Annotated in this window: 18 protein-coding genes and 1 pseudogene; 9 read left to right on the top strand and 10 right to left on the bottom strand. The window is 72.6% G+C overall.

The genetic code is table 11. The annotated features are described in order from the left end of the window. Nucleotides 1–145: 145 nt before the first annotated feature. Both MLV88_RS06090 and MLV88_RS06085 read left to right on the top strand, forming a co-directional pair. Nucleotides 146–709, top strand: coding sequence for a DUF5666 domain-containing protein (locus MLV88_RS06090; RefSeq protein WP_242360828.1), 564 nt, complete (start codon nucleotides 146–148; stop codon nucleotides 707–709). A 228-nt stretch (nucleotides 710–937) separates the two neighbouring features. Next, nucleotides 938–2,221, top strand: coding sequence for an outer membrane protein assembly factor (locus MLV88_RS06085; protein WP_242360825.1), 1,284 nt, complete (start codon nucleotides 938–940; stop codon nucleotides 2,219–2,221). A gap of 294 nt (nucleotides 2,222–2,515) precedes the next feature. On the opposite strand, the gene MLV88_RS06080 is transcribed toward MLV88_RS06085, so the two are convergent. From MLV88_RS06080 to MLV88_RS06070, 3 genes are all read right to left on the bottom strand, one after another. Further along, nucleotides 2,516–5,608, bottom strand: coding sequence for an efflux RND transporter permease subunit (locus MLV88_RS06080; protein ID WP_242360606.1), 3,093 nt, complete (start codon nucleotides 5,606–5,608; stop codon nucleotides 2,516–2,518). A gap of 25 nt (nucleotides 5,609–5,633) precedes the next feature. After that, the gene (locus tag MLV88_RS06075) at nucleotides 5,634–6,725 is read right to left on the bottom strand and encodes an efflux RND transporter periplasmic adaptor subunit (protein WP_242352814.1); all 1,092 of its coding nucleotides are present in this window, start codon (nucleotides 6,723–6,725) and stop codon (nucleotides 5,634–5,636) included. Nucleotides 6,726–6,816: 91 nt separating this feature from the next. After that, a complete protein-coding gene (locus MLV88_RS06070) occupies nucleotides 6,817–7,431 on the bottom strand; it encodes a TetR/AcrR family transcriptional regulator (RefSeq protein WP_242352815.1) in 615 nt (204 codons plus the stop codon). 82 nt (nucleotides 7,432–7,513) lie between these two features. Between MLV88_RS06070 and MLV88_RS06065 the strand changes: the two genes are divergently transcribed. Further along, entirely contained in the window at nucleotides 7,514–8,503 is a 990-nt protein-coding gene (locus MLV88_RS06065) for an aldo/keto reductase (RefSeq protein ID WP_243337043.1), read from the top strand. A 176-nt stretch (nucleotides 8,504–8,679) separates the two neighbouring features. Here the strand turns inward: MLV88_RS06065 and MLV88_RS06060 are convergent, their stop codons facing one another. Then, a complete protein-coding gene (locus MLV88_RS06060; RefSeq protein ID WP_242360604.1) occupies nucleotides 8,680–9,072 on the bottom strand; it encodes a VOC family protein in 393 nt (130 codons plus the stop codon). Between the two features lie 42 nt (nucleotides 9,073–9,114). Between MLV88_RS06060 and MLV88_RS24790 the strand changes: the two are divergent. After that, nucleotides 9,115–9,297, top strand: a pseudogene (locus tag MLV88_RS24790) (HTH domain-containing protein); the annotation flags it as partial. Nucleotides 9,298–9,912: 615 nt separating this feature from the next. Continuing rightward, on the top strand, nucleotides 9,913–10,308 hold the full coding sequence (locus tag MLV88_RS06050; protein ID WP_242334960.1) for a hypothetical protein: 396 nt from the start codon (nucleotides 9,913–9,915) through the stop codon (nucleotides 10,306–10,308). A 47-nt stretch (nucleotides 10,309–10,355) separates the two neighbouring features. Here MLV88_RS06050 and MLV88_RS06045 read toward each other — a convergent pair whose 3' ends face one another. After that, nucleotides 10,356–11,795, bottom strand: a complete 1,440-nt coding sequence (locus tag MLV88_RS06045; RefSeq protein ID WP_242370744.1) for a sigma-54-dependent transcriptional regulator — start codon at nucleotides 11,793–11,795, stop codon at nucleotides 10,356–10,358. Nucleotides 11,796–12,029: 234 nt separating this feature from the next. On the opposite strand from MLV88_RS06045, the gene MLV88_RS06040 reads away from it, so the two are divergent. From MLV88_RS06040 to MLV88_RS24510, 3 genes are read left to right on the top strand one after another with little or no spacing between them, the layout of a single operon-like run. Beyond that, nucleotides 12,030–13,226, top strand: coding sequence for an ABC transporter substrate-binding protein (locus MLV88_RS06040; RefSeq protein WP_242334952.1), 1,197 nt, complete (start codon nucleotides 12,030–12,032; stop codon nucleotides 13,224–13,226). Further along, nucleotides 13,223–15,442 (top strand): sensor histidine kinase, encoded by a 2,220-nt coding sequence (locus tag MLV88_RS06035; RefSeq protein WP_242334949.1) that lies wholly within the window; start codon nucleotides 13,223–13,225, stop codon nucleotides 15,440–15,442. The genes MLV88_RS06040 and MLV88_RS06035 overlap by 4 nt, the downstream gene beginning before the upstream one ends. Beyond that, on the top strand, nucleotides 15,439–16,161 hold the full coding sequence (locus tag MLV88_RS24510; RefSeq protein ID WP_242334946.1) for a response regulator: 723 nt from the start codon (nucleotides 15,439–15,441) through the stop codon (nucleotides 16,159–16,161). Before MLV88_RS06035 ends, MLV88_RS24510 begins: the two co-directional genes overlap by 4 nt. Before the next feature lie 184 nt (nucleotides 16,162–16,345). Here the strand turns inward: MLV88_RS24510 and MLV88_RS06025 are convergent, their stop codons facing one another. Beyond that, the gene (locus MLV88_RS06025) at nucleotides 16,346–16,894 is read right to left on the bottom strand and encodes a hypothetical protein (RefSeq protein ID WP_242352821.1); all 549 of its coding nucleotides are present in this window, start codon (nucleotides 16,892–16,894) and stop codon (nucleotides 16,346–16,348) included. Nucleotides 16,895–17,098: 204 nt separating this feature from the next. After that, nucleotides 17,099–19,351 (bottom strand): isocitrate lyase ICL2, encoded by a 2,253-nt coding sequence (gene aceA / locus MLV88_RS06020; RefSeq protein WP_242334940.1) that lies wholly within the window; start codon nucleotides 19,349–19,351, stop codon nucleotides 17,099–17,101. Nucleotides 19,352–19,673: 322 nt separating this feature from the next. On the opposite strand from aceA, the gene MLV88_RS06015 reads away from it, so the two are divergent. Continuing rightward, nucleotides 19,674–20,132 carry an ester cyclase gene (locus MLV88_RS06015; RefSeq protein ID WP_242334937.1) on the top strand — a complete coding sequence of 153 codons (459 nt, stop codon included), beginning with the start codon at nucleotides 19,674–19,676 and terminating at the stop codon, nucleotides 20,130–20,132. A 48-nt stretch (nucleotides 20,133–20,180) separates the two neighbouring features. Here the strand turns inward: MLV88_RS06015 and MLV88_RS06010 are convergent, their stop codons facing one another. From MLV88_RS06010 to MLV88_RS06000, 3 genes are all read right to left on the bottom strand, one after another. Beyond that, nucleotides 20,181–21,233, bottom strand: coding sequence for an NAD(P)-dependent alcohol dehydrogenase (locus tag MLV88_RS06010; protein ID WP_242352823.1), 1,053 nt, complete (start codon nucleotides 21,231–21,233; stop codon nucleotides 20,181–20,183). 136 nt (nucleotides 21,234–21,369) lie between these two features. Further along, nucleotides 21,370–22,758, bottom strand: a complete 1,389-nt coding sequence (locus MLV88_RS06005; protein WP_242360599.1) for an NAD(P)(+) transhydrogenase (Re/Si-specific) subunit beta — start codon at nucleotides 22,756–22,758, stop codon at nucleotides 21,370–21,372. Beyond that, nucleotides 22,755–23,057 (bottom strand): NAD(P) transhydrogenase subunit alpha, encoded by a 303-nt coding sequence (locus MLV88_RS06000; RefSeq protein ID WP_242334929.1) that lies wholly within the window; start codon nucleotides 23,055–23,057, stop codon nucleotides 22,755–22,757. The genes MLV88_RS06005 and MLV88_RS06000 overlap by 4 nt, the downstream gene beginning before the upstream one ends. Nucleotides 23,058–23,065: the final 8 nt, after the last annotated feature.

Below are 23,065 nucleotides of genomic sequence, written 5' to 3'. Positions count from 1 at the left end.
GAGGGGTGGACGGGCGCCGCTGCGTCCGCCTCCGCCCCCTGGCGTGCATCGACCCGCTCGCAGACGCCAGGTTTCCCGGACGGCGGGAGAGTGCGCACCTTCTCGCTTGCGGGCGCGACGCCCGCCACAGGGAGGGGAGTTGACCATGAGAAAGATCGCAATCGTGGGCGCGCTGGCCGCGCTCGCCTGGGCGCAGGGCGTCCGGGCGGAGGATCCGGCGAAGGCGGAGGCCGAGGCGCAGGAGAAGGTCCAGAAGGCGGAGGCCAAGGCGCACGAGAAGACCGCAGAGGCCCAGGCGGACGCGCAGAAGAAGACCGCCGAGGCGCAGAAGGACGTCCGCAAGGAGAAGGCGGAGGCTCAGGAGAAGGTGCAGGACGCGCGCAGGGACGAGATGCGCCAGGGCACCGCGGCGGGCACGGGCACCGGCTCGATGGCGGCGCGCGACGAGCGGAAGCACCCGATGTTCGAGGGCAAGGACAACTACGAGGTGAAGGGCAAGATCGAGGCCGTCACTGCGAGCTCGATCACCGTCCGTCGCGACGAGCTGCCGGCGGCCAAGCTGAGCGTCGATCACAACACGAAGATCGAGCTCGACGGCCAGCACGTCGCCGCGTCCCAGCTGAAGCAGGGGCAGGACGTGAAGGCGTCGTTCAACCTCAAGGACGACAAGCCGCTGGCCGTGGAGATCAAGGCCGAGAAGATGAAGTAGCGCCGCAGGCGGCGTTTGCTCGAAGGGCTCCCCGGACGTCTCCGGGGAGCCCCTTGCATTTGCGAGGCGCCTGGCGCGAGCGCCGGCTCCGCGGCCTCCTCCTCGACCCGCTCCTCGCGGGTGTCCGCGGGGGCCGTGCGCCGGAGGACGCCTTCTCTGCGCCATGAGGGAGGCCCCGCTCCTCGCCCTGCGCAGCGCCTGGCCCGGCGGTAGCTTCGTTCTCGACCCATGAGCGTCGCCCTGGTCCTCCTCGCATCCGCAGCGCTGTGCGCCGGCGCGCCCGAGCTGCCTCCGCCGGATCCCTCGGCCGCGGCGGCGCCCGCGGAGGGCGCGCAGGCGGGGGACGCACCGCGCAGCGCGCCGGCGGCGCCGGCGTCGCAGGCCACGGACCCCGCGCCGCAGGAGTCACGCCCTCGAGCAGCTCCGCCGCCGCCTCCTCCGGCGCCGCCGACCGAGCCCGGAGAGCGGTCCGCCGAGACCTCCGCCCATCAGTCCGGGCACGTCGCAGCCGCCGAGGCGACGCACCGCGGGAGCCGCTGGTTCGCGCTACCGGTCCTGTTCTGGCTTCCCGAGACCCGGCTCGGCTTCGGCGTGAGCGGCGGCCTCCATCTCCACCTCGACGGCGCTCCGCGGACGAGCAGCCTCTTCGCCGGCGCCGTCTACACGCTGCAGCGGCAGGGCTCGCTGGACGTCGCGGGGGACGTCTACCTCCCGGGCGGTGCGCTCCTGTCCGGGCGCGCGCGCGTCGTCCACTTCCCCGACGTGTTCTACGGGATAGGCCCGCACACCACGACCGCGCAGCGCGAGGACTTCACCCGCCGCGCGGCCGAGCTGGTGATCGCCGCCGAGTTCCCGATCGTCGCGCACCTGAGCGCCGGGCCGCGCCTGGACCTCCGTGCGGAGGAGATCCGCGACCGGCGGCCGGGAAGCGCGCTCGCGGAAGGCGACGTCACCGGGTGGAACGGCTACTCCGCGGCCGCGCTCGGCGCGAGCGCGCGCTGGGACTCGCGGGACAGCGCCTTCTGGCCCACCACGGGGACCCTGGCGCAGACCTGGTACGTCTACGCGCCGGAGGGGTTCGGCCGGAGCCACGGCTTCGGGCGCGGGGTCCTGGAGGTGAGCCGGTTCCTGGGGCTCGGCCGCGGGCGCGTGCTCGGGCTCGACGGCTACGCCGAGGGCGCCCACGGCGACCCACCGTTCACGCTGCTGCCGAAGCTCGGAAGCACCCACTTCCTGCGCGGCGTCCGGGAGGGCCGCTACCGCGACCGGCTCGACTGGGCGGCGCAGGCGGAGCTGCGGGTGCCGGTCTGGCAGCGGATCAGCGCCACCACCTTCGCGGCGGCGGGCGCCGTCGCCCCGGGGCTCCGGGACCTCTCGCTGCGGACCGTGCAGGTCACCGGCGGCGCCGGCCTGCGCTTCCGGCTCACGGAGGAGGGCGCCAACATCCGGCTCGACCTGGCCGCGAGCCGGACGGGCGTCGAGGTGTACGTGCTCGTGCTGGAGGCGTTCTAAACGACAGTTCGTGCTTCGCGATCACCTTCGGTGACGCGAATCACGCTGTCGTTTAGCCATGTTCGAACGGGGGCTGCGCCCCCGCCCCGCCGGGCGAAGCTCGTCGGGGCCCCACCCCTGCTCGCCGGGTCCCGTGCGCCGCCGCGAGCGGCTTCGCCGCTTCCGCGGCGTCGCCCCGGCGGGCTCGCTTCGCTCGCCTGTTCGCGAATCATGATCAACCTCTTAGGCGCGCCCGGGCCTCGAGCGGGCTCCCCGGGTCATCCCGGGGAGCCCGCTTTCGTGCGAGTGCCTGTCCTACGCGGCCTTGTCCCCGGTCTCCTCCTCCTCGTGAGGGGCGGCCGGGAGGGCGCGGACGAGCCGCCCGCGCAGGCCGTCGAGGAGCGCGTACACCACCGGGACCACGACGAGCGTGAGGACCGTCGAGGCGGCGAGGCCGCCGATGATCGCCCAGGCCATGCCGGTGCGCATCTCGGCGCCGTCGCCGCGCGCGAACGCGACGGGGATCATGCCGGCGATCATCGCGATCGACGTCATGAGGATGGGGCGGAGCCGCAGCGGGCCCGCCTCGAGGAGCGCCTCGAGCGTGGTCCGGCCCTCGGCGCGGAGCTGGTTCGTGAACTCCACGATGAGGATGCCGTTCTTCGTCACGAGGCCGGCGAGCATGATCATGCCGATCATGGCGAGCATCGACATGAACTCGTGGGCGAGGAGCAGCGCCGCGATGGCGCCGATCACCGCGAGCGGCAGGGAGAGCATGATGGTGACCGGGTCGAGGAGGCTCTCGAACTGCGCCGCGAGGATCATGTAGATGAGGATGATCCCGAGCAGGAGCGCCATGAGGAACTCGCGCCCGGTGTTCGCGAGCTCCTTGCCCTGGCCCTCGAAGTCCGTCTGCACCTGCGGCGGGAACTCCTTCGCGATCCCGTTCAGGAACGAGATCGCCTCGCCGAGCGAGTAGCCCTTGAGGTTCGCGAGCATCGTCACCTGGCGCTTCAGGGCCTGGCGCTCGATCTGCGACGGGCCCTCGCCGCCCTGGAGCCGCGCCACGCTGCGCAGCTCGACGAGCTCGTTCTTGGGCGTGCGCAGGGTGAGCGCGCCGATCGCGTCCGGGTCAGCGCGGGTCTCGTCCGGGAGCCGGAGCTTCACGTCGTACTGGTTGCCCTTCTCGCGGTACGTCCCGAAGGCGTCCTGGCCGAGGAACGCGCGCAGCGTCTGGCCGACGGCCGCCGCCGGGAGCCCCACCGCGGCGGCCCGGTCGCGGTCCACCTGCACCGAGAGCAGGGGCCGCCCTGCGCGGTAGGTGGTGTCCACGTCGGTGAGGCCGGGGTTCTTCAGCATCGCGGCCTTGGTCTTCTCCACCGCCGCGAGGATCGCGTCCCAGTCGTCCGAGCGGATGTTGAACTGCACCGGCTGGGGGCGCGAGCCGCCGCCCGCCATCATCTGCTGGTCGGCCACGGAGAGCACCGTGCCCGGAGGCACCGCGAGCGACTGCCGGAGGTGCTGCTTGAACTCCTCCTGGCTGTAGCGGCGCTCGTTCACCCGGAGGAGGTTCACCGTGAGGTCGGCCTTGTTCACCGCCTCGTCCACGCCGCCGCCGACGAGGGAGAAGACGTTCACGACGCCGGGCACGCCGCGGATCTGGCCGGCGATGCGCTCCGCCTCGCGCTGCGTCTCCGCGAGCGGCGTCCCGACGGGGAGCTCCACGCTCACCGTGACGCCGCCCTGGTCCTGCGACGGGATGAACGTGAACTGGAGGAACTTGCCGAGGCCGACCGTCACGAAGAGCACGCCCACCGCCGCCGCGACGGTGAGGGCGCGGTGCGCGAGCGCCCACTCGAGCGTGCGGCGGTAGCCGCGCTCGATGGCCGTGAAGAACCGCTCCAGCACGGCCCCCACCCGCGACGTGCCGTGCCCGTGCTTCGCCAGGATGCGCGCGGACATCATCGGCGTGAGCGTCATCGAGACGAAGTACGAGATGGCCACCGCGACCGCGACCGTCACGCCGAACTGGAAGAAGAAGCGGCCGACCATCCCCTTCATGAACGCCACGGGGATGAACACCGCGATGACCGAGAGGGTCACCGCGAGCACCGCGAGCGCGATCTGCCCGGTCCCGTTCAGCGCCGCCTCGCGCGGCCGCTCGCCCTTCTCCAGGTGGCGGACGATGTTCTCGATGACGACGATGGCGTCGTCGATGAGGAGGCCGATCGAGAGGGTCAGCGCGAGCATCGTCACGGTGTTGAAGGTGAAGCCGAGCGCGTGCATGACGGCGAAGGTGCCGATGACCGAGGTCGGCAGCGCCAGCGCGGAGACGATGGTGGCGCGCCAGTCGCGCAGGAACACGAGCACGACGAGCACGGCGAGGATCGCGCCGATGACGAGGTCGTGCTGCACCGCCGAGATGGAGCCGCGGATGAACTTGGAGTTGTCGGTGACGATCTCGAGCTTGGAGCCCGCCGGGAGGCGCTGGGTGAGCGCGGCGAGGTCCCCCTTCACGCGCTCGGCCACCTCGACGGTGTTCGCGCCCGACTGCTTGCGGATGACGAGCGCGACCGCCGAGCGGCCGTCGAGGGTCGCCGCCGAGCGCGCCTCCCCGGGGCCGTCCACCACGTTCGCGACGTCGCGCACGCGGATGGGCCGGTTGCCGGGGCTCGCCACGACGAGATCGCGGATCTCCTCGACCGAGCGGGCCTCGGTCTCGAGCTTGACCACGCGCTCCTGGCCGGGCTCGAGCGTGCGGCCGCCGGGGACGGAGATGCTCTGGGCGCGGATCGCCTGGGACACGTCGGTCGCGGCGAGGCCGTAGGACCGGAGCCGGACCGGGTCGACGACCACGTTGACCTCGCGCTCGCGCCCGCCGACCACGTCGATGGAGCCCACGCCCTGGAGCCGCTGGAGGCCGGGCTTCAGCTCGTCCTCGGCGATGCGGGTGAGCTCCTCGATGGGCACCGGGCCGGAGAGGGCGAGCTGGACGATCGGCATGGCGCCGAGGTCGAGCTTCTGGACGACCGGCGTCTCGATCTCCTTCGGCAGCTTGGAGAGGGTCGCCTGCACCTTGTCGCGCACGTCCTGGGCGGCGACGTCGACGGGCTTCGAGAGCTCGAAGCGCAGGACGACCATCGAGACGCTCTCGAAGTTCTGGGAGCGGAGGGTGTCGAGGCCGGAGATGGTGTTGAGCGCCTCCTCGAGCGGCTTGGAGACGTTCTCCTCGACGGTCTCGGGGTCGGCGCCCGGCAGGATCGTCGTGACGGTGACGATGGGGAAGTCGACCTCGGGCATCTGGTCGACGCCGATGCGCGGGTACGAGAACAGGCCGAACACCACCACCGCGAGCAGGAGCATGCTCGTGAAGATGGGGCGGCGGATGAACGTTCGGATGGGGCTCACGTGCGTGCCTCGGCTCTCTGTCGGATCACTGGAGGACGCGGACGGACGCGCCGTCCTTCAGGGCCGCGCCGCTCTCGGCGACGACGAGCGCGTCGGGACCGACGCCGGACAGGACGCGGACCGTGCCGGGCCCGAGCTTCTCGACCTTGACGGGCTGGCGCTTCAGCTTGTCGGCCTCGACCGTCCAGACGAACTGCGCGCCGGCCTCCTCCGCCACCGCGCCCGCGGGGAGGAAGAGCCCCTCGGCGGCGGCGCTCCCGCCGAGCGCGATCTCGACGATGGCCCCCGCCCGGAGCTCCTTCAGCGGGCCGCCGATGGGGTCGGCGCGCACGTCGACGGTGCGGGTGCCCGCCTCGACGACCGCGCCCACCGAGCGGATCCGCGCCTTGAACGGCTTGCCCGACGGGCTGACCGTGGCGGCGAGCTCGGCGCCGGGCGCGAGGAGGTCCGCGACCGCCTCCGGCACGCCCGCGCGCACCTCGAGCGAGCCGAGGTCCACCATCGCGAGCACCGGGGTCGGCGGCACCATCGCGACGAACTCGCCCGCGCTCTTCGTCCGCGCGGTGACGACGCCGTCGAACGGCGCCCGGAGCACGTGCTTCGAGAGCTGGTCCTGCGCGGCCGCGACGGCGGCGCTCGCCTGCTGGAGCGCGGCGGCCGTCTGCAGCTCCACGGTCTCCGCCCGCTCGACCGCCGCGGGCGAGGCCGCGTCGCCGCGGGCGAGCTCGCGCGCGCGGCGGAGATCGGACTCGGCGCCCTTGTGGGCCGCGGCGGCGGCCGCGCGCGCGGCCTCCGCCTGCTGCACCTGGATGCGCGCCGTCGAGGCGTCGAGCTCGGCGAGCACGTCGCCCTTCTTCACCCGGGACCCGACGTCCACGAGGAAGCGCTGGATGCGGCCGGAGGTCTCGGCGGAGAGCACGGCCTCGTGGCGCGCGCGCAGCTCGCCGGTCGCGCGCGTCACCTGGGCGGAGCCGGCGTGGGGCTTCACGGTCCGGACGCCGATGGCGTCGGGGTGCGCGTCGCTCGGCGCGGCGGCGGGGAGGGCGGCGCCGCCGCCGCGGCCGCAGGCGAGGGTGAGGGCGGCGAGGACGGCGAGACGGGGGAGGGTACGAGTCATCGTCCGAATCTCCATTCGGCAAATTGAAGCGGCGTTTAGCACGCTGCGCCCGGTCGGACAAGGCGCTGCGGTGGGAGCGAGTGTGGGGGCCCTAGCCGCCGGCCGGGCGGCCTGCCCCCCGCAACAAGAGCTCGACGGCGTGCGCGGCTTCCCGTGCCGGGTCCGGCGCCGCGGCCGCGCCCGCGACGATCCAGGGGAGGAAGAGCGCCTGGGTGATGCCGAAGAGGACGCGCGCCGCCTCCTCGGGCGGGAAGCGCAGGTGTTCCCTGGCCCCGGACGCGGCGAGGAACTCGGTCATGCGGCGGAGGAGCGGAAGCGGGCCGTCCTCGTCGTTGCGGCAGCGGTGGCGGGGGCCCAGGTCGAAGATGATGCGGAGCGCCTGGCGGCGCGCGAAGGCGAGCTCGAACTGGCGCTGGACGAGGAGCTCGAGCCGCTGCTCGAAGGTGAGTCCCGCGGGCAGGTGGGCGTCGAAGGTCGCGAGGAACGCGCCCCTGAACTCGTCCACGAGCGCCTCGTAGATCTCGTCCTTGCTCTTGAAGTACGTGTAGAGCGACGCCGCCGTGAAGCCGACCTCGCGGGCGATCGCCTGCATGGTCGCCTCGTGGAACCCCGCCTGCGCGAACACCCGCGCCGCGGCGTCGATGATGTCGCGGCGGGTGTGCTCGATCTCTCGTGCCCGACGGGCTGATTTAATATTCGGTGCCACCGAATGCGTATTTGGCGCATGCGGGGCCCGGTGTCAAGGGGAACACGGGCATAAGAACGCCTGGACCAGGAGGAGCGAACGCATGGCGCTCGAGAGGCGGAGGCTGGGACGGCAAGGGCTGGAGGTGTCGGCGCTCGGGCTGGGCTGCATGGGGATGAGCCAGTCGTACGGCGCGGCGGACGAGGCGGAGTCCGTCGCCACGATCCACCGCGCGCTCGAGCTCGGCGTCACCTTCTTCGACACCGCCGAGGTCTACGGGCCGTTCCGGAACGAGGAGCTGCTCGGGCGTGCGCTCGCGGGGAGGCGGGACAGCGCCGTGATCGCCACGAAGTTCGGGTTCCGGATCGAGGACGGGCAGAGCGTCGGCCTCGACAGCCGGCCGGAGCACGTCCGGGAGGTGGTGGAGGCCTCGCTGCGCAGGCTGCGCACCGACCGGATCGATCTCCTCTACCAGCACCGGGTCGATCCGGCGGTGCCGATCGAGGACGTCGTCGGGGCGATGGCGGAGCAGGTGCGGCAAGGCAACGTGCGCTACCTCGGGCTCTCCGAGGCGGGCGCGCGGACCCTTCGCCGGGCCCACGCGGTCCACCCCATCTCGGCGCTGCAGAGCGAGTACTCGCTCTGGGAGCGCAACCTCGAGCCGGAGATCATCCCGCTCCTGCGCGAGCTCGGCATCGGGCTCGTCCCCTTCTCCCCGCTCGGCCGGGGGTTCCTCACCGGCGCGGTGCGGCGCGCGGAGGAGTACCCGGAGACCGACTTCAGGCGCCGCGATCCGCGCTTCCAGGGCGCGAACTTCGACGCGAACGTCCGCGCCGCCGACGCGGTGCGAGCGCTCGCGGCGCGCAAGGGCGCGACGCCCGGCCAGCTCGCGCTCGCGTGGCTCCTGCACAGGGGCGACGACGTCGTGCCCATCCCGGGGACGAAGCGGCGCAGCTACCTCGAGGAGAACGTCGCCGCGGCGGCGCTCTCCCTGTCCCCCGCGGAGCTGGCCGAGCTCGACGCGGCGCTGCCGCCGGACAAGGTGTCGGGGCCGCGCTACGACGAGGAGCGCATGAGGACGGTGGACCGCTAGACGACGGGTCGCGTGTTCACCGGCGCGCACGTTGCTTCGAGAGCTTCACTTCAGCCGGTCGCCGCCGGGTTCACCTTCTCGAGGCGCAAGACCCCGGCGCCGGACGGGCGCCGGGGCGTGCGTTCCGGGATCGGGCACCGAGCGGCGTCCCGCGCGAAGCCGCGGCCCGACGTGGGTCAGGCCCGCTCGGGAGCGCGGCGGGTCCGGTCGTGCAGGCCGACGCGGTTGCCCTCGGTGTCGAGCAGCAGCGCGAAGTGGCCGTGCTCGCCGATGTCCGTCTTCGGCACGAGGACCTTGCCGCCCGCCGCCTCGACGCGCCGCACGCATGCGTCGAGCACGCCGTCGGCGTTCAGGTACACCACCGCCCCGTCCGAGGCCGGCCTGAAGCGCGGGTCCTTCACGAGCGCGCCGCCGACGCCGTCGGAGCTCGGGAAGAACGCCATCGGCAGCCCACCGTCGTTCACGCGGGCCCCACCTCCGAGCGGGGTGGCGAGCACCGTCTCGTAGAACCTCCGGGCCCGCTCCAGATCCTCGACCGGCAGCTCGAACCAGTTGATCGCGCTCGTCATCGCCTCGTCTCCCTTGAAGGACGAACGGAGGAATCCGTCGTCGTGGGCGTAAGATGCGCGCCGGGTGTGTCATCGTTATGTCAGGTTTCCTCTCGAGGCCCCGTGACGCGACAAGCTCGCCTGTTCGCCATCGCCGAGTACCTGCGCGGCCGCCGCACCGGGGTGACCGCGCAGCGGATCGCCGAGCGCTTCGGCGTCACCGTCCGCACCGTCTACCGCGACCTCGACGCGCTGCGGGCGGGAGACCTGCCGCTGCACGCGGAGCAGGGCCGGGGCGGCGGGTACGCGCTCGACCGGCACTACTCGCTGCCGCCCGTCAACCTCAACGCGCGCGAGGCGGCCGTGCTCGTCGCGCTCGGCGCCTACGCGAGCGCCATGCGGCTGCTCCCCTTCGGCGAGACGCTCGAGGCCGCGCTCGACAAGGTTCGAGGTGCGCTGTCGGTGTCGGCGCAGCGCGAGCTGCTCGGACGGCGGCGTCGGCGAGCGGGTCGTGCGGGTGGTCGGGGTGGTGATGGAGAGGCACACCACGCTCGTCCACTGCGTCGACTCGAGCACCGGGGAGGAGCGCCACCTGCGCCTCGACCGCATCGACTCTGCGGCGCTCGAGCGGGGGCCGTAGGGGCAGCGCACCGGGGCGCTCGCGGAGTGAGCGCACGGGCGGCTCCCCGGCACCTGACCGCAGGGCATGCGCCTGCGCCACGCCCGGGGGCGCGGGCGCGTCCGCCGGGGGCGGGGAGCGCGCCGCGCGGCGGACTCCTCGCCGCCGCGCGCAATGAAACTTCGTCATCGCGAAAAGCGCGGGACGCACTCGCTCGCCAGACTCCCGGGCGAGGCACGATCATGAGACGGATTCGACTCCTCCTAGTCCTCGAGGGCACGAGCTTCGTGGCCGCGGCGCTCGTTCACTTCGGCGTGCTCGCCCGCGGCTACGAGCACCAGAAGGCGGGCACGGCCGAGAGCGTGATCGGCGGGGTGCTGCTCGCGGCGCTCGCGCTCACCTTCGCGAGCGCGCCGCGCACGCGCGCGATCGGGCTCGCGGCCCAGGCGTTCGCGCTCCTGGGGACGCTCGTGGGCCTGTTCACCATCGCCGTCGGCGTCGGCCCCCGCACCGCGCCCGACCTCGCCTACCACGCGGCGATCCTGTCGCTGCTGGCCGTCGGGCTCCTCGTCACGGCCCGACGCCCGGGCGCGTCACGGTCCGTGACGCCGGCCGTCGCCAGGGCGACGGGGCGATGACGGTGCACGGGAGCGCTCGCGACGACCGGCCGGTCTCGCCCCCGCGATCACTCGATCCCGTACTCGCGCAGCTTCCGGTAGAGCGTGGTCCGGCCGATGCCGAGCTGCTTCGAGGCGCGCGCCCGGTTGCCCCCGTACTGCCGCAGCGCCTCGACGATGGCCTGCTTCTCCATTCCCGCGAGCGACAGCCCGGCGTCCTCGCCGGCGGATCCGAGGGGCTCCGCGGGAGCCCTCGCGAGGGTCGAAGGCGCCGAGGTCGTCGGGAGCTCTTCCGCGCTCGGGGAGAGCGCGGCCGGCGCCGCGGCGCCCTCGCTCGGGCCGTTCGGCGCGGAGGGCAGCCCGAGCCCGCCCGGCAGATCCCCGGGGCGCACGACGCCGTCCTCGCACGTGACGAGCGCCCGCTGGCAGACGTTCTGCAACTCGCGGACGTTCCCCGGCCACCGGTGCGCGCGCAGCCGCGCCAGGGCCTCCTCCGAGATCGTCACCTCGCGCCCCCGCAGCTCGCGGCCCGCCTGCGCCAGGAACCGTCGCGCGAGCAGCACCACGTCGTCCCCTCGCTGCCGCAGCGGCGGCACCTCGAGCTCGAACACGACGATCCGGTAGTACAGGTCCTCGCGGAACCGCCCCGCGCGCGCCGCGGCGCCGAGATCCTGGTGCGTCGCCGAGATGAGCCGGAAATCGACGGGGATCTCCTGCGAGGAGCCGACGCGCTGCAGGCGCCGCTCCTGCAGCACGCGCAGCAGCTTCGCCTGCGTCGCCGGGGAGAGCTCGGCGACCTCGTCGAGGAAGAGGGACCCGCCCGCCACCTGCTCGAAGCTCCCGAGACGGCGCGCGGCCGCCCCGGTGAACGCCCCCTTCTCGTGGCCGAACAGCTCCGAGTCCTGGAGCGACTCCGGGATGGCCGCGCAGTTGAGCGCCACGAAGGGAGCCTCGGCGCGCCCGCTCCGCGCGTGGATGGCGCGCGCGACGAGCTCCTTGCCCGTTCCACTCTCGCCGTGGATGAACACCGAGATGTCCGTCGCAGCCACCCGGTCGATGAGGTGGTAGAGCCGGCGCATCGGCGGAGACTCGCCGGTGAACCCCGGCATCGCGCCCGCCGCGTCCCGCTCGAGCGAGGCGATGCGCAGCTCCATCGCGTGCTTCTCGATCGCGTTCACGACGGTGGTCACGAGCTTCGTCCGCTCGATGGGCTTCGACAGGAAGTCGTAGGCCCCCTTGCGCATGGTCTCGACGATCGTCGCGACGTCCGCCGCGGCCGTGAGCACGATGACCGGCACGTGCGCGTGGTGGGCGCGGATGCGCTCGAGGGTGGCGATCCCCCCGAGCCCCGGCATCGACAGGTCGAGCAGCACCGCCGCGGGGGTCTCGTCCGCGAGCGCGAGCAGGCAGCTCTCGCCGCTGTCCACCAGGGCAGGGGAGAGGCCTGCGGCCTCGAGCCACGCGCCGACGAGCGCGCGGAGGTGCGGGTCGTCGTCGACCACGAACACCCTGACCGGCTCACCCTCGCCCATCGGTCCGCCCCCGGCGCACCGACATTCCAGCACGGCGCCCCGGCGTCCGCCACCGCGCTGAATGCCGCGGAGTCACCGTCGCGGAGACCGGGTCCGCCGTGGCCGCCCCTTCGGCCCACTCCGTCCGGTTCCCAGGATTGGCGCGCTCGAGCGCGCCCTGGCGCGTAGAGTGGCGATGACGCGGGGACCTCGCCCGCGCAGAGGCAGGCCATGGTTCCTCTGCATCGCGTGGTGGCGTTGCTGCTCGCCCTCGCGACGACGCCCGGCCACGGAGCGGGCGGCCCCTCGACGCGCCCCGTGCTCCTCGCCCTCGATCTCGAGTTCGGGCACGCGACGAGCACCTCCGCCGAGGCAATCCGCAGGGGCGCGCTCATCGCCGCGGCCGAGGTCAACGCGAAGGGCGGCGTGCTGGACGGACGTCCGCTCGAGCTCGTCACCCGGGACAACCGCTCGGTCCCGTCGCGCGCGATCGAGAACGTGAGGGAGGTGGCGGCCAACCCGGACGTGGTCGCCGTGATGACGGGAAAGTTCAGCCCCGTCGTGGAGGAGCTCATCCCGGTCGTCCACGAGCTCGGCATCCCGCTCCTCGCGGCCTGGTCCGCCTCGGACGCGATCGTCCACAACGGCCGCACGCCCAACTACGTGTTCCGGCTGTCGCTCAACGACACCTGGGCCATGGAGGCGCTGTTCCGAGGCATCGAGCGGCAGGGGCTCAAACGCGTCGGGCTCGTCCTCCCGAACACCAGCTGGGGCCGCAGCTCGCTGGCCGCGGCCGAGCGGTACACGCAGCGAAGCCGGCGGTCCTCGCTGGTCGCGACCGCCTGGTACAACTGGGGCGACGCCTCGCTGAAGGCGCCATACCGCACGCTGCTCGCGGCCGGGGCGGAGGCGGTCGTGCTCGTCGCGAACGAGGGGGAGGGCTCGATCCTGGTGAAGGAGATGGCGGGCCTCCCGCCGGACGAGCGGCGTCCCCTGTTCTGCCACTGGGGCCTCACGGGCGGGCAGTTCACCAGGCTCGCGGGCGATGCGCTGCAGCAGGTGTCCCTCCACGTCGTGCAGACGTACAGCTTCGTCGGCGCCCGCGATCCGAACGCGCGGCGGGTCCTGCGGGCGCTGCGCGACGAGTTCGGCGTCCACGGGCCGCGCGCGGTGGAGGCCCCGGTCGGCGTCGCGCACGCGTACGACCTCGTCCACCTGCTCGCGAGGGCCATCGACCGGGCGGGCAGCACCGACCGGAAAGCCATACGCAGGGCCCTCGAGCAGCTCGGAGAGTACGACGGCCTCGTGAAGACGTACCGCCACCCCTTCACGGCCACCCGTCACGAGGCCCTCGGGCCGGGGGACGTCTTCCTCGCCCGCTTCGCGCCCGATGGCGCCCTCGTGCGCTCGGACGGGCCCGTCAGATGAGCGCGTCCGGTCGCCTTCGCAGGACCGCCACGGAGCGTCTCGGCGTCACCGCTCGCGCGGCGCGCTGGATCCGGCGGAGCATCGCGAACCGCATCGTGATCCTGGGCGCTGCGCTGGCGGCCTCGTTCGTCGTGGTCACGGGGGCCCTCGCGTTCCTCGTCACGCGCGCCGTGGTCGTCGACGGGGTCCGGGCGTCGCTCACCAGCGAGGCGACGCTCGTCGCGCAGCGGTTCGAGGGCTATCTGCTCGCAGTGCAGTCGGACGTCGCGGGGCTGGCGCGGAGCCCGCTCGTCGCGAACGGGCTCGTCGACTCCGCGGGGAGGGCGAGCTATCTCCAGCCCTTCCTTCGGGACCATCGCCTCCCGGCCCCGCTGGACGTGACGCCGTATCGCCTCGGGCTCGCCGACCACACCGGGAAGGTCATCGCCTCGAGCGCCGAGCTGACGGGGCGGTTCGGCGGTCGCCCGTGGTGGAGCGCCCTCGTCGAGCGAGGCGTGGAGCACGCCGGCATGCTCGACGAGGGCGAGCACGGCGAGCCCACGCTCGTCCTCGCATATCCGGTGGTGTACCCCGCGACCCGCCTGCCCGAGGGGGCGCTCGTGCTGGAGCTGCCGATCTCGGCGGTGTTCGGGCGGGCTGCGCGCATGCTGCCGGCGGGCCACGTCGCCGCGCTGCGCGTCACGAGCGGCGACCGGCTGAACGAGATCGTCGCCCCCGGTCCGCCGCGCCCGGGCGATCCCCTGGAGGTGGCCGTCGCGCTGGGGACGGCCGGCCTCGCGCTGCCGCTCGACATGACGGTCTCGGTCCAGACGGAGCGCGCGACGGCGCTCGCGCCGCTCTCCCGGCTCGCGCTCATGTACGCGATCGGCGGCGCGGTCGTCCTCGTCCTGGCGGGCGCGGCCTCGTGGATCTCGGCGCGCCGGCTCCTGGCTCCGCTTCGACGCCTCTCCCTCGCGGCCGACGCGGTCCAGCGCGGGCGCAGCGACGACGTGCGCTTCGAGACCGTGGGCGAGGACGAGCCCGCCCAGCTCGCCCGGACACTCCAGCACATGGTGGACGGCCTGCGCGCGGCGCAGGGGTCGCTGGAGGCGCGGGTGGCGGAGCGCACCCTCGAGCTCGAGTTCGCGGAGTCGCGCCTCCGGGAGATCGTGGATCACATGCTCGACGGGCTCGTCACCATCGACGAGCACGGCCGGATCGAGTCGTTCAGCCACGGCGCGGAGCGGATCTTCGGGTGGCGCGCCGCGGAGGTCCTCGGGCGGAGCGTCTCGTGCCTCATGCCGGAGCCCGATCGCTCGCACCACGACGGCTACGTTCGACGGTACCTCGAGACGGGCGAGCGCAAGGTGATCGGGAGCGGCCGCGAGGTCGAGGGCCTTCGCCGCAGCGGCGACCCGTTCCCGATGGAGCTGTCCGTGAGCGAGGTGCGGCTGCGGGGTCGTCCGGTCTTCGTCGGCCTCGTGCGCGACCTCACGGAGCGGCGGAAGATCGAGCGCATGAAGAGCGAGTTCGTCTCGGTCGTGAGCCACGAGCTCCGGACGCCGCTCACCGCGGTCCGTGGCGCGCTCGGGCTCCTCCGCGGCGGGGTCGTCGGCGCGCTCGACGAGAAGCAGCGCCAGCTCGTCACGATCGCCGACGAGAACGGCGAGCGTCTGTCGCGCCTCATCAACGACCTCCTCGACGTGCAGAAGATCGAGTCCGGCGCGATGCAGTTCAGGTTCGAGCCGGCGCCCGTCCCGGAGCTCCTGAGAGAGGCCGTGGCGCTGAACCAGGCGTTCGCGCAGCGGCTGCAGGTGGAGATCGCGACGGTCGGTGCGCTCCCCCCGATCGTCGTCTCGGTGGATCGCCACCGGTTCCAGCAGATCATGTCGAACCTCCTGTCGAACGCGTGCAAGTACTCGCCCCCGGGCGGCCGCGTCGAGGTCCGCGCCGTCGACGTCGGCGCGGGGACCGTCCGCATCGAGGTGCGGGACCGCGGCCCCGGCATCCCCGAGGCGTTCCGGGAGCACATCTTCGAGCGCTTCTCGCAGTCCGACGCGTCGAGCACCCGCGCGCGCGAGGGGACCGGGCTCGGGCTCTCCATCGCGAGGTCCCTCGTGGAGCGCATGCGCGGCCGGATCGACTACGTCTCCGCCGCCGGGGAGGGCACCACGTTCTTCGTGGAGCTCCCGGCGGAGCCAGCGGCGGTGCGCGCCGCGACCGCGGAGGCCACGTGAGCGCCGCGCGGCCGCTCCGCAGGGTGCTCGTCGTCGACGACGAGCGCGACATCCGAACGGTCGCGCGGATCGCGCTCGAGGCGGTGGGCGGCTTCGAGGTGGCGGAGTGCGCGAGCGGGACGGATGCCATCGCTCGCCTCGACGAGCTCCGCCCCGACCTGATCCTGCTCGACGTGATGATGCCGGGCACCGACGGTCCGGCGACGCTGGCCGCGCTGCGCGCGTGCGCGGGGACGCAGGCACCGGTGGTGGTGTTCCTCACGGCGCGCGTGCAGCCGGGGGAGGTGGCAGCCTACGGCGCGATGGGTGCGGCGGGCGTCGTGACGAAGCCCTTCGATCCGCTGGCGCTCGCGGCCGAGGTGCTGGCCATCTGGGAGCGAGCGGCGCCGCCGCGAGCTCTCCCGGAGAAGCCGGCGGAGCCGGCTGCGCCGCCTCCTCGTCCCGCCGCCGCGCGCGTGGACGTCGCGTCGCTGCGCGCCGGCTTCGTCTCCTCGCTCGACGCCGTGGCCCAGGAGCTCGAGGCGAAGGTGGCCGCGGGTGAGGCGGACGCGGCGGGTCGGCTCGCCCATCGGCTGCGGGGGACCGCCGGGACGTTCGGGCTCCCCGCGCTCTCGGAAGCGGCCGCGGCGCTCGAGGACGCGCTGCTGGCGGGGAGGGAGCTGGGCTCCCTCGCGGCCGAGGTCGCGCGGCTGCGCGAACGCCTGCTCGGCCCGTGCTGAGCTGGGCCGGAGGCCTCGAGGCCCGCGGCGAACGCAGCGCCGCCCCGGCCTGGCGGGCCGGGGCGGCGTCGAGCGAAGGCGCGGCGGCGAGTGCAGCGAGCCCGCTGGGGCGACGCCGCTCGCGGCGGCGCAGGGGACCAGCGTGATTCATCACCGAAGGTGATCGCGAATCACGAACCGACGTTCAGTACAGCAGGGCCCGGGACGCGCCGAACGTCACGTAGAGACGGGCCGGCGTCGTGGAGAGCGTCACGCGGGTTCCGGGCACCTCCACCCAGGCGATGTCGTTGTCCGAGGCCGGGCAGATGTCGCTGCCGTCGACGGTGCTCTCGACCTCGTCGCCGTAGCCGATGAGGAAGAAGCCGGTCACCTGCTTCTTGTTGTTGCGGGTCTCGAACTGGATGCTCAGCTCCGAGGCGCGGCTCCGCTTGAATTGCTTGGTCAGGGTGGTCTTCTTCCCCTCCTTCTCGCAGGTCACGTCGTAGACCGCCTCGGACTCGTAGCTGAACGCGATGGCGTTGGCGTACGACTGGAGCATGGCGTTGTTCCAGGCGAAGGGGGTCTGCACGTCGCCCTTCCCCACGAAGCCCTGGCCGGTCGCGGGATTGAACGTGACGTCCGCCGCGGCGGAGCCCGCGAGCGCGAGCGCTGCGAGGGCGAAGGAGATCCTGCGGAGGAGGCTGGAGCGGACGCGAGCGGACTGCTGGGCATTCTGAACGGTCATCTTCGTCACCGGGCCTTTCGTCGTTCGTCGTGAGTGAGACGGGACGACGCCATTGCGCGCGTCGTGCCACGCCCCGCTCGCCGGCGAGATCGCGGGTCCGGCGCCGGATCGCGACACGCGGCCGCGCCGGAACCGTTCCGAACCCGTGCGACCGTTCCGATCCGGGAGGGGAAGCCGTTTCGATCCGGAACGGGCGCTCGCCCGGTCTCCCGCCTATCGCCTCGCGATGAGCGCCTTGAGCGCCGCCCGGTCCGGCGCGAGCAGCTCCTTCACCCGCGCCTTGTTCACGTCGGCGACGATGATCTCGCCGACCTCCTGCACGACCGTGCCGAACAGCCCCTGCGCCCTCATGCCCTCCGCCTGGCGCTGGTTGTCCTCGGTGGGCGTCACGAAGTGCACCGAGTCCACCTTGTAGCGGTGGAACAGGAACAGGAGCACGAGCGTCATCAGCCGCTTCTTGCGCAGGCCGAGATCGAAGTTGTTCTGGTCGCGCACCGACAGGATGCTGCGCCCGCGCCGGTCGTGGATGCTCGCGAAGATCACGTCGAGCTTCTTCTCCCCGTCCGCCGAGACGAGCGCGAGCTCGAGCAGATCGGACTCCGCGGTGTGCGGCCGGAGGGCGACGCGCAGCTTGCCCTGCACCCCGTGGTGCTCGCGCCACGCGTCGAGCCACTCCTCGAGCAGCTTGGGCGGCACCTCGGTCTGCACGAGGTGCTGGACCTGCGTCGAGCCCTGGCCCATCGCCTTGGTGGTGGCGGTGCGGCCCGAGATCGACATGAGCCCGGCGTCGGCGCGCGGCCCGCCCACCAGCGTCTGCGGCGTGCGGTAGCCCGACTCGAGCAGGCGGAACTTCCGCTGCAGGCGCGCCAGCGCGAGCATGCCGTCCTGGCGGAGCGCGCTCGCGAACTCCTCCGCGGCGAGGCCGTCGATCTGGTGCCCGCCGTAGGTGATGAAGTTGAACACGAACCCCAGCTTCCCGAGCTCCTCGGGGAAGCGCCGCATCTGCTCGTCGTCCATCCCGGTGGTGTCCCAGTTGAAGGACGGGGAGAGGTTGTAGGCGAGCATCTTGTCGGGGAAGGCGGCGTGGATGGCGTCCGCGAACCGCCTCGCGTCGTGCAGGTCGGCCGTCTTGGTCTCCATCCAGAGCAGGTCCGCGAACGGCGCCGCGGCCAGCGACTTGGCGATCGCGTAGTCGAGGCCGCCGCGCACCTGGTAGTAGCCGTCGGGGGTCTTCGCGTGCTCGCAGTCCCAGGTGACGTCGAGGCCGATCGAGCGCGCCCGCTCCCGCGCCCGGTAGAACGGGGCGCGCTCGGCGAACGCGAGCCAGTCGGCCTTGCTCATCGCCGGCGGGTCGCCCTCGTTCTCGCGGAAGGCGATCGCCTCGCCCACCGCCTGGGCGTAGGTGGAGATGCCCGCCTCCTGCTGCCAGGCGTCGACGAACGCGTCGAAGACCTCGTCGAGCGCGGCGTCCACGGAGCGGATCGCTCCCCGGAGGTAGCCTGCGGCCGCGGCGGCGATCCCCTTCGCGAACCCGGTCCGCTCGAGCCAGGCGTCGGCGGCCGCGAGCTCCTCCTCGCAGAGCGCGTAGAGCTCGTGGCCGGAGAGCTCCTCCACGCCGGCCCGCTGGAACTGCCGCAGGATGGCGAGGAAGGCGGCCTTGAAGGTGGGCAGCGCGAGGTTCCTGGCGCCGAGGATGAACGGCTGGTCCCGGTCGTCGCCGCGCCCGTCGAGCAGGGTGGCCGACTCGGCGTCGGTGCGGGCGACGAGGATGCCCGGCACGCCCATGATGTCGAGCTGGAAGCGGGCCGCGGAGAGGCGCTTCAGCTGCTCGTCCTCGGAGACGAGCACCTTGCCGCCCTGGTGGCCGCACTTCTTCACGCCCGGCTTCTGATCCTCGATGTGGTAGCCCGGCACGCCCACCTCGACGAAGCGCCGGATGAGGTTGCGCACGTGCGCGTCACCGCCGTGGCCGGTGTCGGCGTCCGCGATGATGAAGGGCCGGAAGTCCACCGCCGCCGTCGCCCTGCGCTGCTCCTCGGTCATGCGCGCGCGGGCGTGGAGCTGGTTCCTGTCGGCGGTGAGCAGGGCGCGGACGATCGGCGCCGCCTCGTCGGGGACCTGGCTCAGCGGATAGCTCGCGAGGTCGGGGCCGGGGTCCTCGTGCGAGGAGCCCTTCGCGGAGGTGGCCCAGCCGCCGAGGTAGATGCCCTCGATCCCCATCTTCTTCATCGCCACCGCCTGCCCGGGCGAGTACGGGCCGAAGGTGGTGATGCACCGCCTCTGCTCGAACAGCTCGCGCAGGCGCGCGTGGAAGGCCTCGGCGGCGGACCGGGCCACCGTGTAGTCCGGCCGGATGGTGCCCCGCTGCTCGATCACCTCGCGCGCCGAGTGGATCCGCTTGATGCCCGCGAAGCGGGGGCTCTCGAACCAGCGGCGAAGCTCGGCGACCTCCTTCTCGAGATCCATCTCTCTCTCCCTCGCGCCGCGAACGAGGCGGCGGACCGTGGCAAACCTTTTCTTAGTGCTGCGTGTGGAGGACGACGAGGCCCACGCGGCAGGCGCGGCCGGCTCCGTCAGGTGCTGCGCGAGGGGCGCGCCGTGAAGCAGCCGGGCGGGGCGGCGCCCGCGCGGGACCGGCGTCCATCCGCCGTGCCCCCGACGGCTGGGCTCCACCGCCCCGTGATCTCGGGGGTCAGCGAGCGTTGACCGCGCGCCCCACCGGGCCGTTGCCTACGTCAGTCCCGCCTCCCCCTCGAAGGTCTTCAGGGGAGGTGGAAGGGAGCGAGTCATGGCCGTGGACATCAAGCAGTCTCACCGCAGGATGTTCGAGGAGGCCTGGGGGAAGGGGAACTTCGGCATCTTCGACGAGCTCTGCGACCCCAAGTACCGGAGCCACGATCCGCTGGCCGGAGACACCGATCTCGAGAAGACGCGCGAGCTGTGCCGCCAGTACCGGGACGCCTTCCCCGACATGGCCCCGACGATCCTCGGCTCCTTCGCGGATCACGACACGGTGATCACGCGGTGGCGCATGACGGGAACGCACCGCGCGGCGCTCATGGGCATCGAGCCCACCGGGACGCGCTGCACGGTCGAGGGGATCACGGTGGGGAAGTTCAAGGGCGCGAAGCTCGTCGAGGAGTGGACCCAGTGGGACGCGCTCGGGCTCATGCGCCAGCTCGGCGTCGCGACCGCGCCGCAGGCCGGCGCCGGGGCGCGCGCCACCGAGAAGCGGCCGCACGCGTGACGGGATTGGCCGAGCGCCGCGCGTCGGCCGCGCCCGGGGTGGGTCGGCTCAAGCGCGCTCGAGGCTCGAGACGTCGATGACGAACCGGTAGCGGACGTCGCCGCGCATCATGCGATCGTACGCCTCGTTGATCTTCTGGATCGGGATGATCTCGACGTCCGAGACGATGCCGTGCGCGGCGCAGTAGTCGAGCATCTCCTGGGTCTCCGCGATGCCGCCGATGAGCGATCCGGCGAGCCGCTTGTTCCCGGAGATGAGGGAGAAGGCGGCGACGGGGGTCGGCTCGGGGGGCACGCCGAGCAGCACCATGGCGCCCTTCGGGCGCAAGAGGCCGAGGTACGCGTTGTAGTCGTGCGGCGCCGAGATGGTGTCCACGATGAGGTCGAAGCGGCCCGCGAGCCTGGAGAACGTGGAGGCGTCCTTGGTGGACGCGAACCCGTGCGCGCCCAGCCGGCGCGCGTCCGCCTCCTTCGAGGCGGACGTGCTCAGCATCGTGACCTCGGCGCCCATGGAGGCCGCGAGCTTGACGGCCATGTGGCCCAGGCCGCCGAGGCCGACCACGGCGACGCGGTCGCCGGGCTTGCAGTTCCACTGGCGCAGCGGGGAGTAGGTGGTGATGCCGGCGCAGAGGAGCGGCGCGGCGCCGGCCGGATCGAGGCTGGCCGGGACCTTCAGGACGAACCGCTCGTCGACGACGACGCGCGTCGAGTAGCCGCCGTACGTCCGCGTGCGCCGGTCCATCTCCGTCCCGTTGTAGGTGAAGGCGGCGCCCTTCTCGCAGAACTGCTCGCTGTCGTGCCGGCAGGGATCGCACTCGCGGCAGGAGTCGACCATGCACCCCACGCCCGCGACGTCGCCCGGCGCGAGCCTCGTCACGGCCTTCCCGACCTGGCGGACGCGGCCGATGATCTCGTGGCCCGGCACCATGGGGAAGATCCCGCCGCCCCACTCGTCGCGCGCCTGGTGGATGTCGGAGTGGCAGACCCCGCAGTACAGGATGTCGATGAGCACGTCGTGCGGCCCCGGGTCGCGGCGCTCGACGGTGAAGGGAGCGAGCGGCGCTCCGGGGGAGGGGGCGGCGTAGGCGGGGGTCTTCGACATCGGGCTTCCTTTCGACGGCTCCGCGAGGAGCGCTCCGGGGAACGGGAGGTAATGTGCGCCGGACCGCCGCGCGAGGAAACGGCAAATTCCCGCATGCGTCATCCAGCTTCTCTTCACGACGGCCGCGGAAGAGGGCTCACGCCTGCTTGATCTCGTGCACGAGCTTCGCGAGCGACGCCTTCGCGTCGCCGAAGAGCATCGCGGTGTTCTCCCGGTAGAAGAGCTCGTTCTCGATGCCGGCGAAGCCGGGGTTCATCGAGCGCTTCATCACGATGACCTGCTTCGCCTCGTCGACGTTCAGGATGGGCATCCCGTAGATGGGCGAGGCCTTGTCCGTGCGGGCGGCGGGGTTCACGACGTCGTTCGCGCCGATCACGAGCGCCACGTCGGCGTTCTTGAACTCGTCGTTGATCTCGTCCATCTCCTTCAGCTTCTCGTAGGGGATGTCCGCCTCGGCGAGCAGCACGTTCATGTGGCCGGGCATGCGGCCGGCGACCGGGTGGATGGCGTAGAGCACCGTCCCGCCGTTCTTCTCGATGAGCGCCGCGAGCTCGCGGACCTGGTGCTGCGCCTGCGCGACGGCCATGCCGTAGCCCGGCACCACGATGACGAGCCGGGCGTAGGCGAGCTGGATGGCGGCGTCCTCGGGGGTGATCGCGTGGACGGTGAGCCCCTGCGCGGTCTTCTGCGCGGCCTCGGGGGCGGCGCCGAACGCGCCGAAGAGCACGTTCGCGAACGACCGGTTCATCGCCCGGCTCATGATGATGGAGAGGATGAAGCCGGAGGCGCCGTCGAGCGCCCCCGCGATGATGAGGACGTTGTTGCCGATGGCGAACCCCGTCGCCGAGGAGGCGAGGCCGGCGTACGAGTTGAGGAGCGAGATGACGACCGGCATGTCGGCGCCGCCGATGGGCAGCACCAGGGAGACGCCGAAGACGAGGCCGAGCACGACCATCGCGTAGAACGCGCCCGGGTTCGCCGGGTCGGCGACGAGCCAGGCGAACAGCGCGGCGGCCGCGGCGAACATGCCGATCGAGACGAGGTTCTGGCCCTTGAACGTCACCGGCCGGGAGGGGAGCAGCTCCTGCAGCTTCCCGAACGCCATGAAGCTGCCGGTGATGGTGAGCGCGCCGAACAGCACCTCGAAGCCCAGCGCGGCCATGACGGACCGCGAGACCTCCGCCCCGTTGCCGAGGTGCCAGAACTCCGCGACCCCGACGAGCGTGGCCGCGACGGCCCCGAACATGTGGGAGATCGCGATCCGCTGCGGCATCGCGGTCATGGGCACGTACACGCCGAGCGGGTAGCCGACGAGCGAGCCGAGCACGAGCCCGGCGATGATCCACTCGTAGCGCACGATCTCGTGGTTCACGAGCGTGCCCACGATCGCGACGAGCATGCCGAGCGCGGCGAGCTGCATGCCGCGCCGGGCGCGATCGGGGAGGGTGAGGCTGCGCAGGCCGAGGATGAAGAGGATCGAGGCGAGGAGGTAGGCGGCCTCGATGAAGACGGTGCGGGGGCTCACTTGCGCGGCCCCCCGCGGTCGGCCCGCTTGAACATCTTGAGCATGCGGTCGGTGATGATGAAGCCGCCGACGACGTTGATGGTGGCGCTCGTCACCGCGATGAACCCGAGGACGGTCGGGAGGGCGCCGCGGTCCGCGCCCGCCATGACGAGCGAGCCGACGAGCGAGATCGCGCTGATGGCGTTCGTCGCCGACATGAGCGGCGTGTGGAGGAGGGCGGGCACGCGGGTGATCGTGAAGAACCCCACGAACCCGGCGAGCACGAAGACGTAGATCTCGATGAGCTCCAGGCCTGGCATGGATGATC

The sequence above is a fragment of the Anaeromyxobacter soli genome (assembly GCF_022808855.1).
GTDB lineage: Bacteria > Myxococcota > Myxococcia > Myxococcales > Anaeromyxobacteraceae > Anaeromyxobacter > Anaeromyxobacter soli.
Note: the sequence above shows the minus strand (reverse complement) of the source record. Positions and strands in the feature narration are given on the sequence as shown.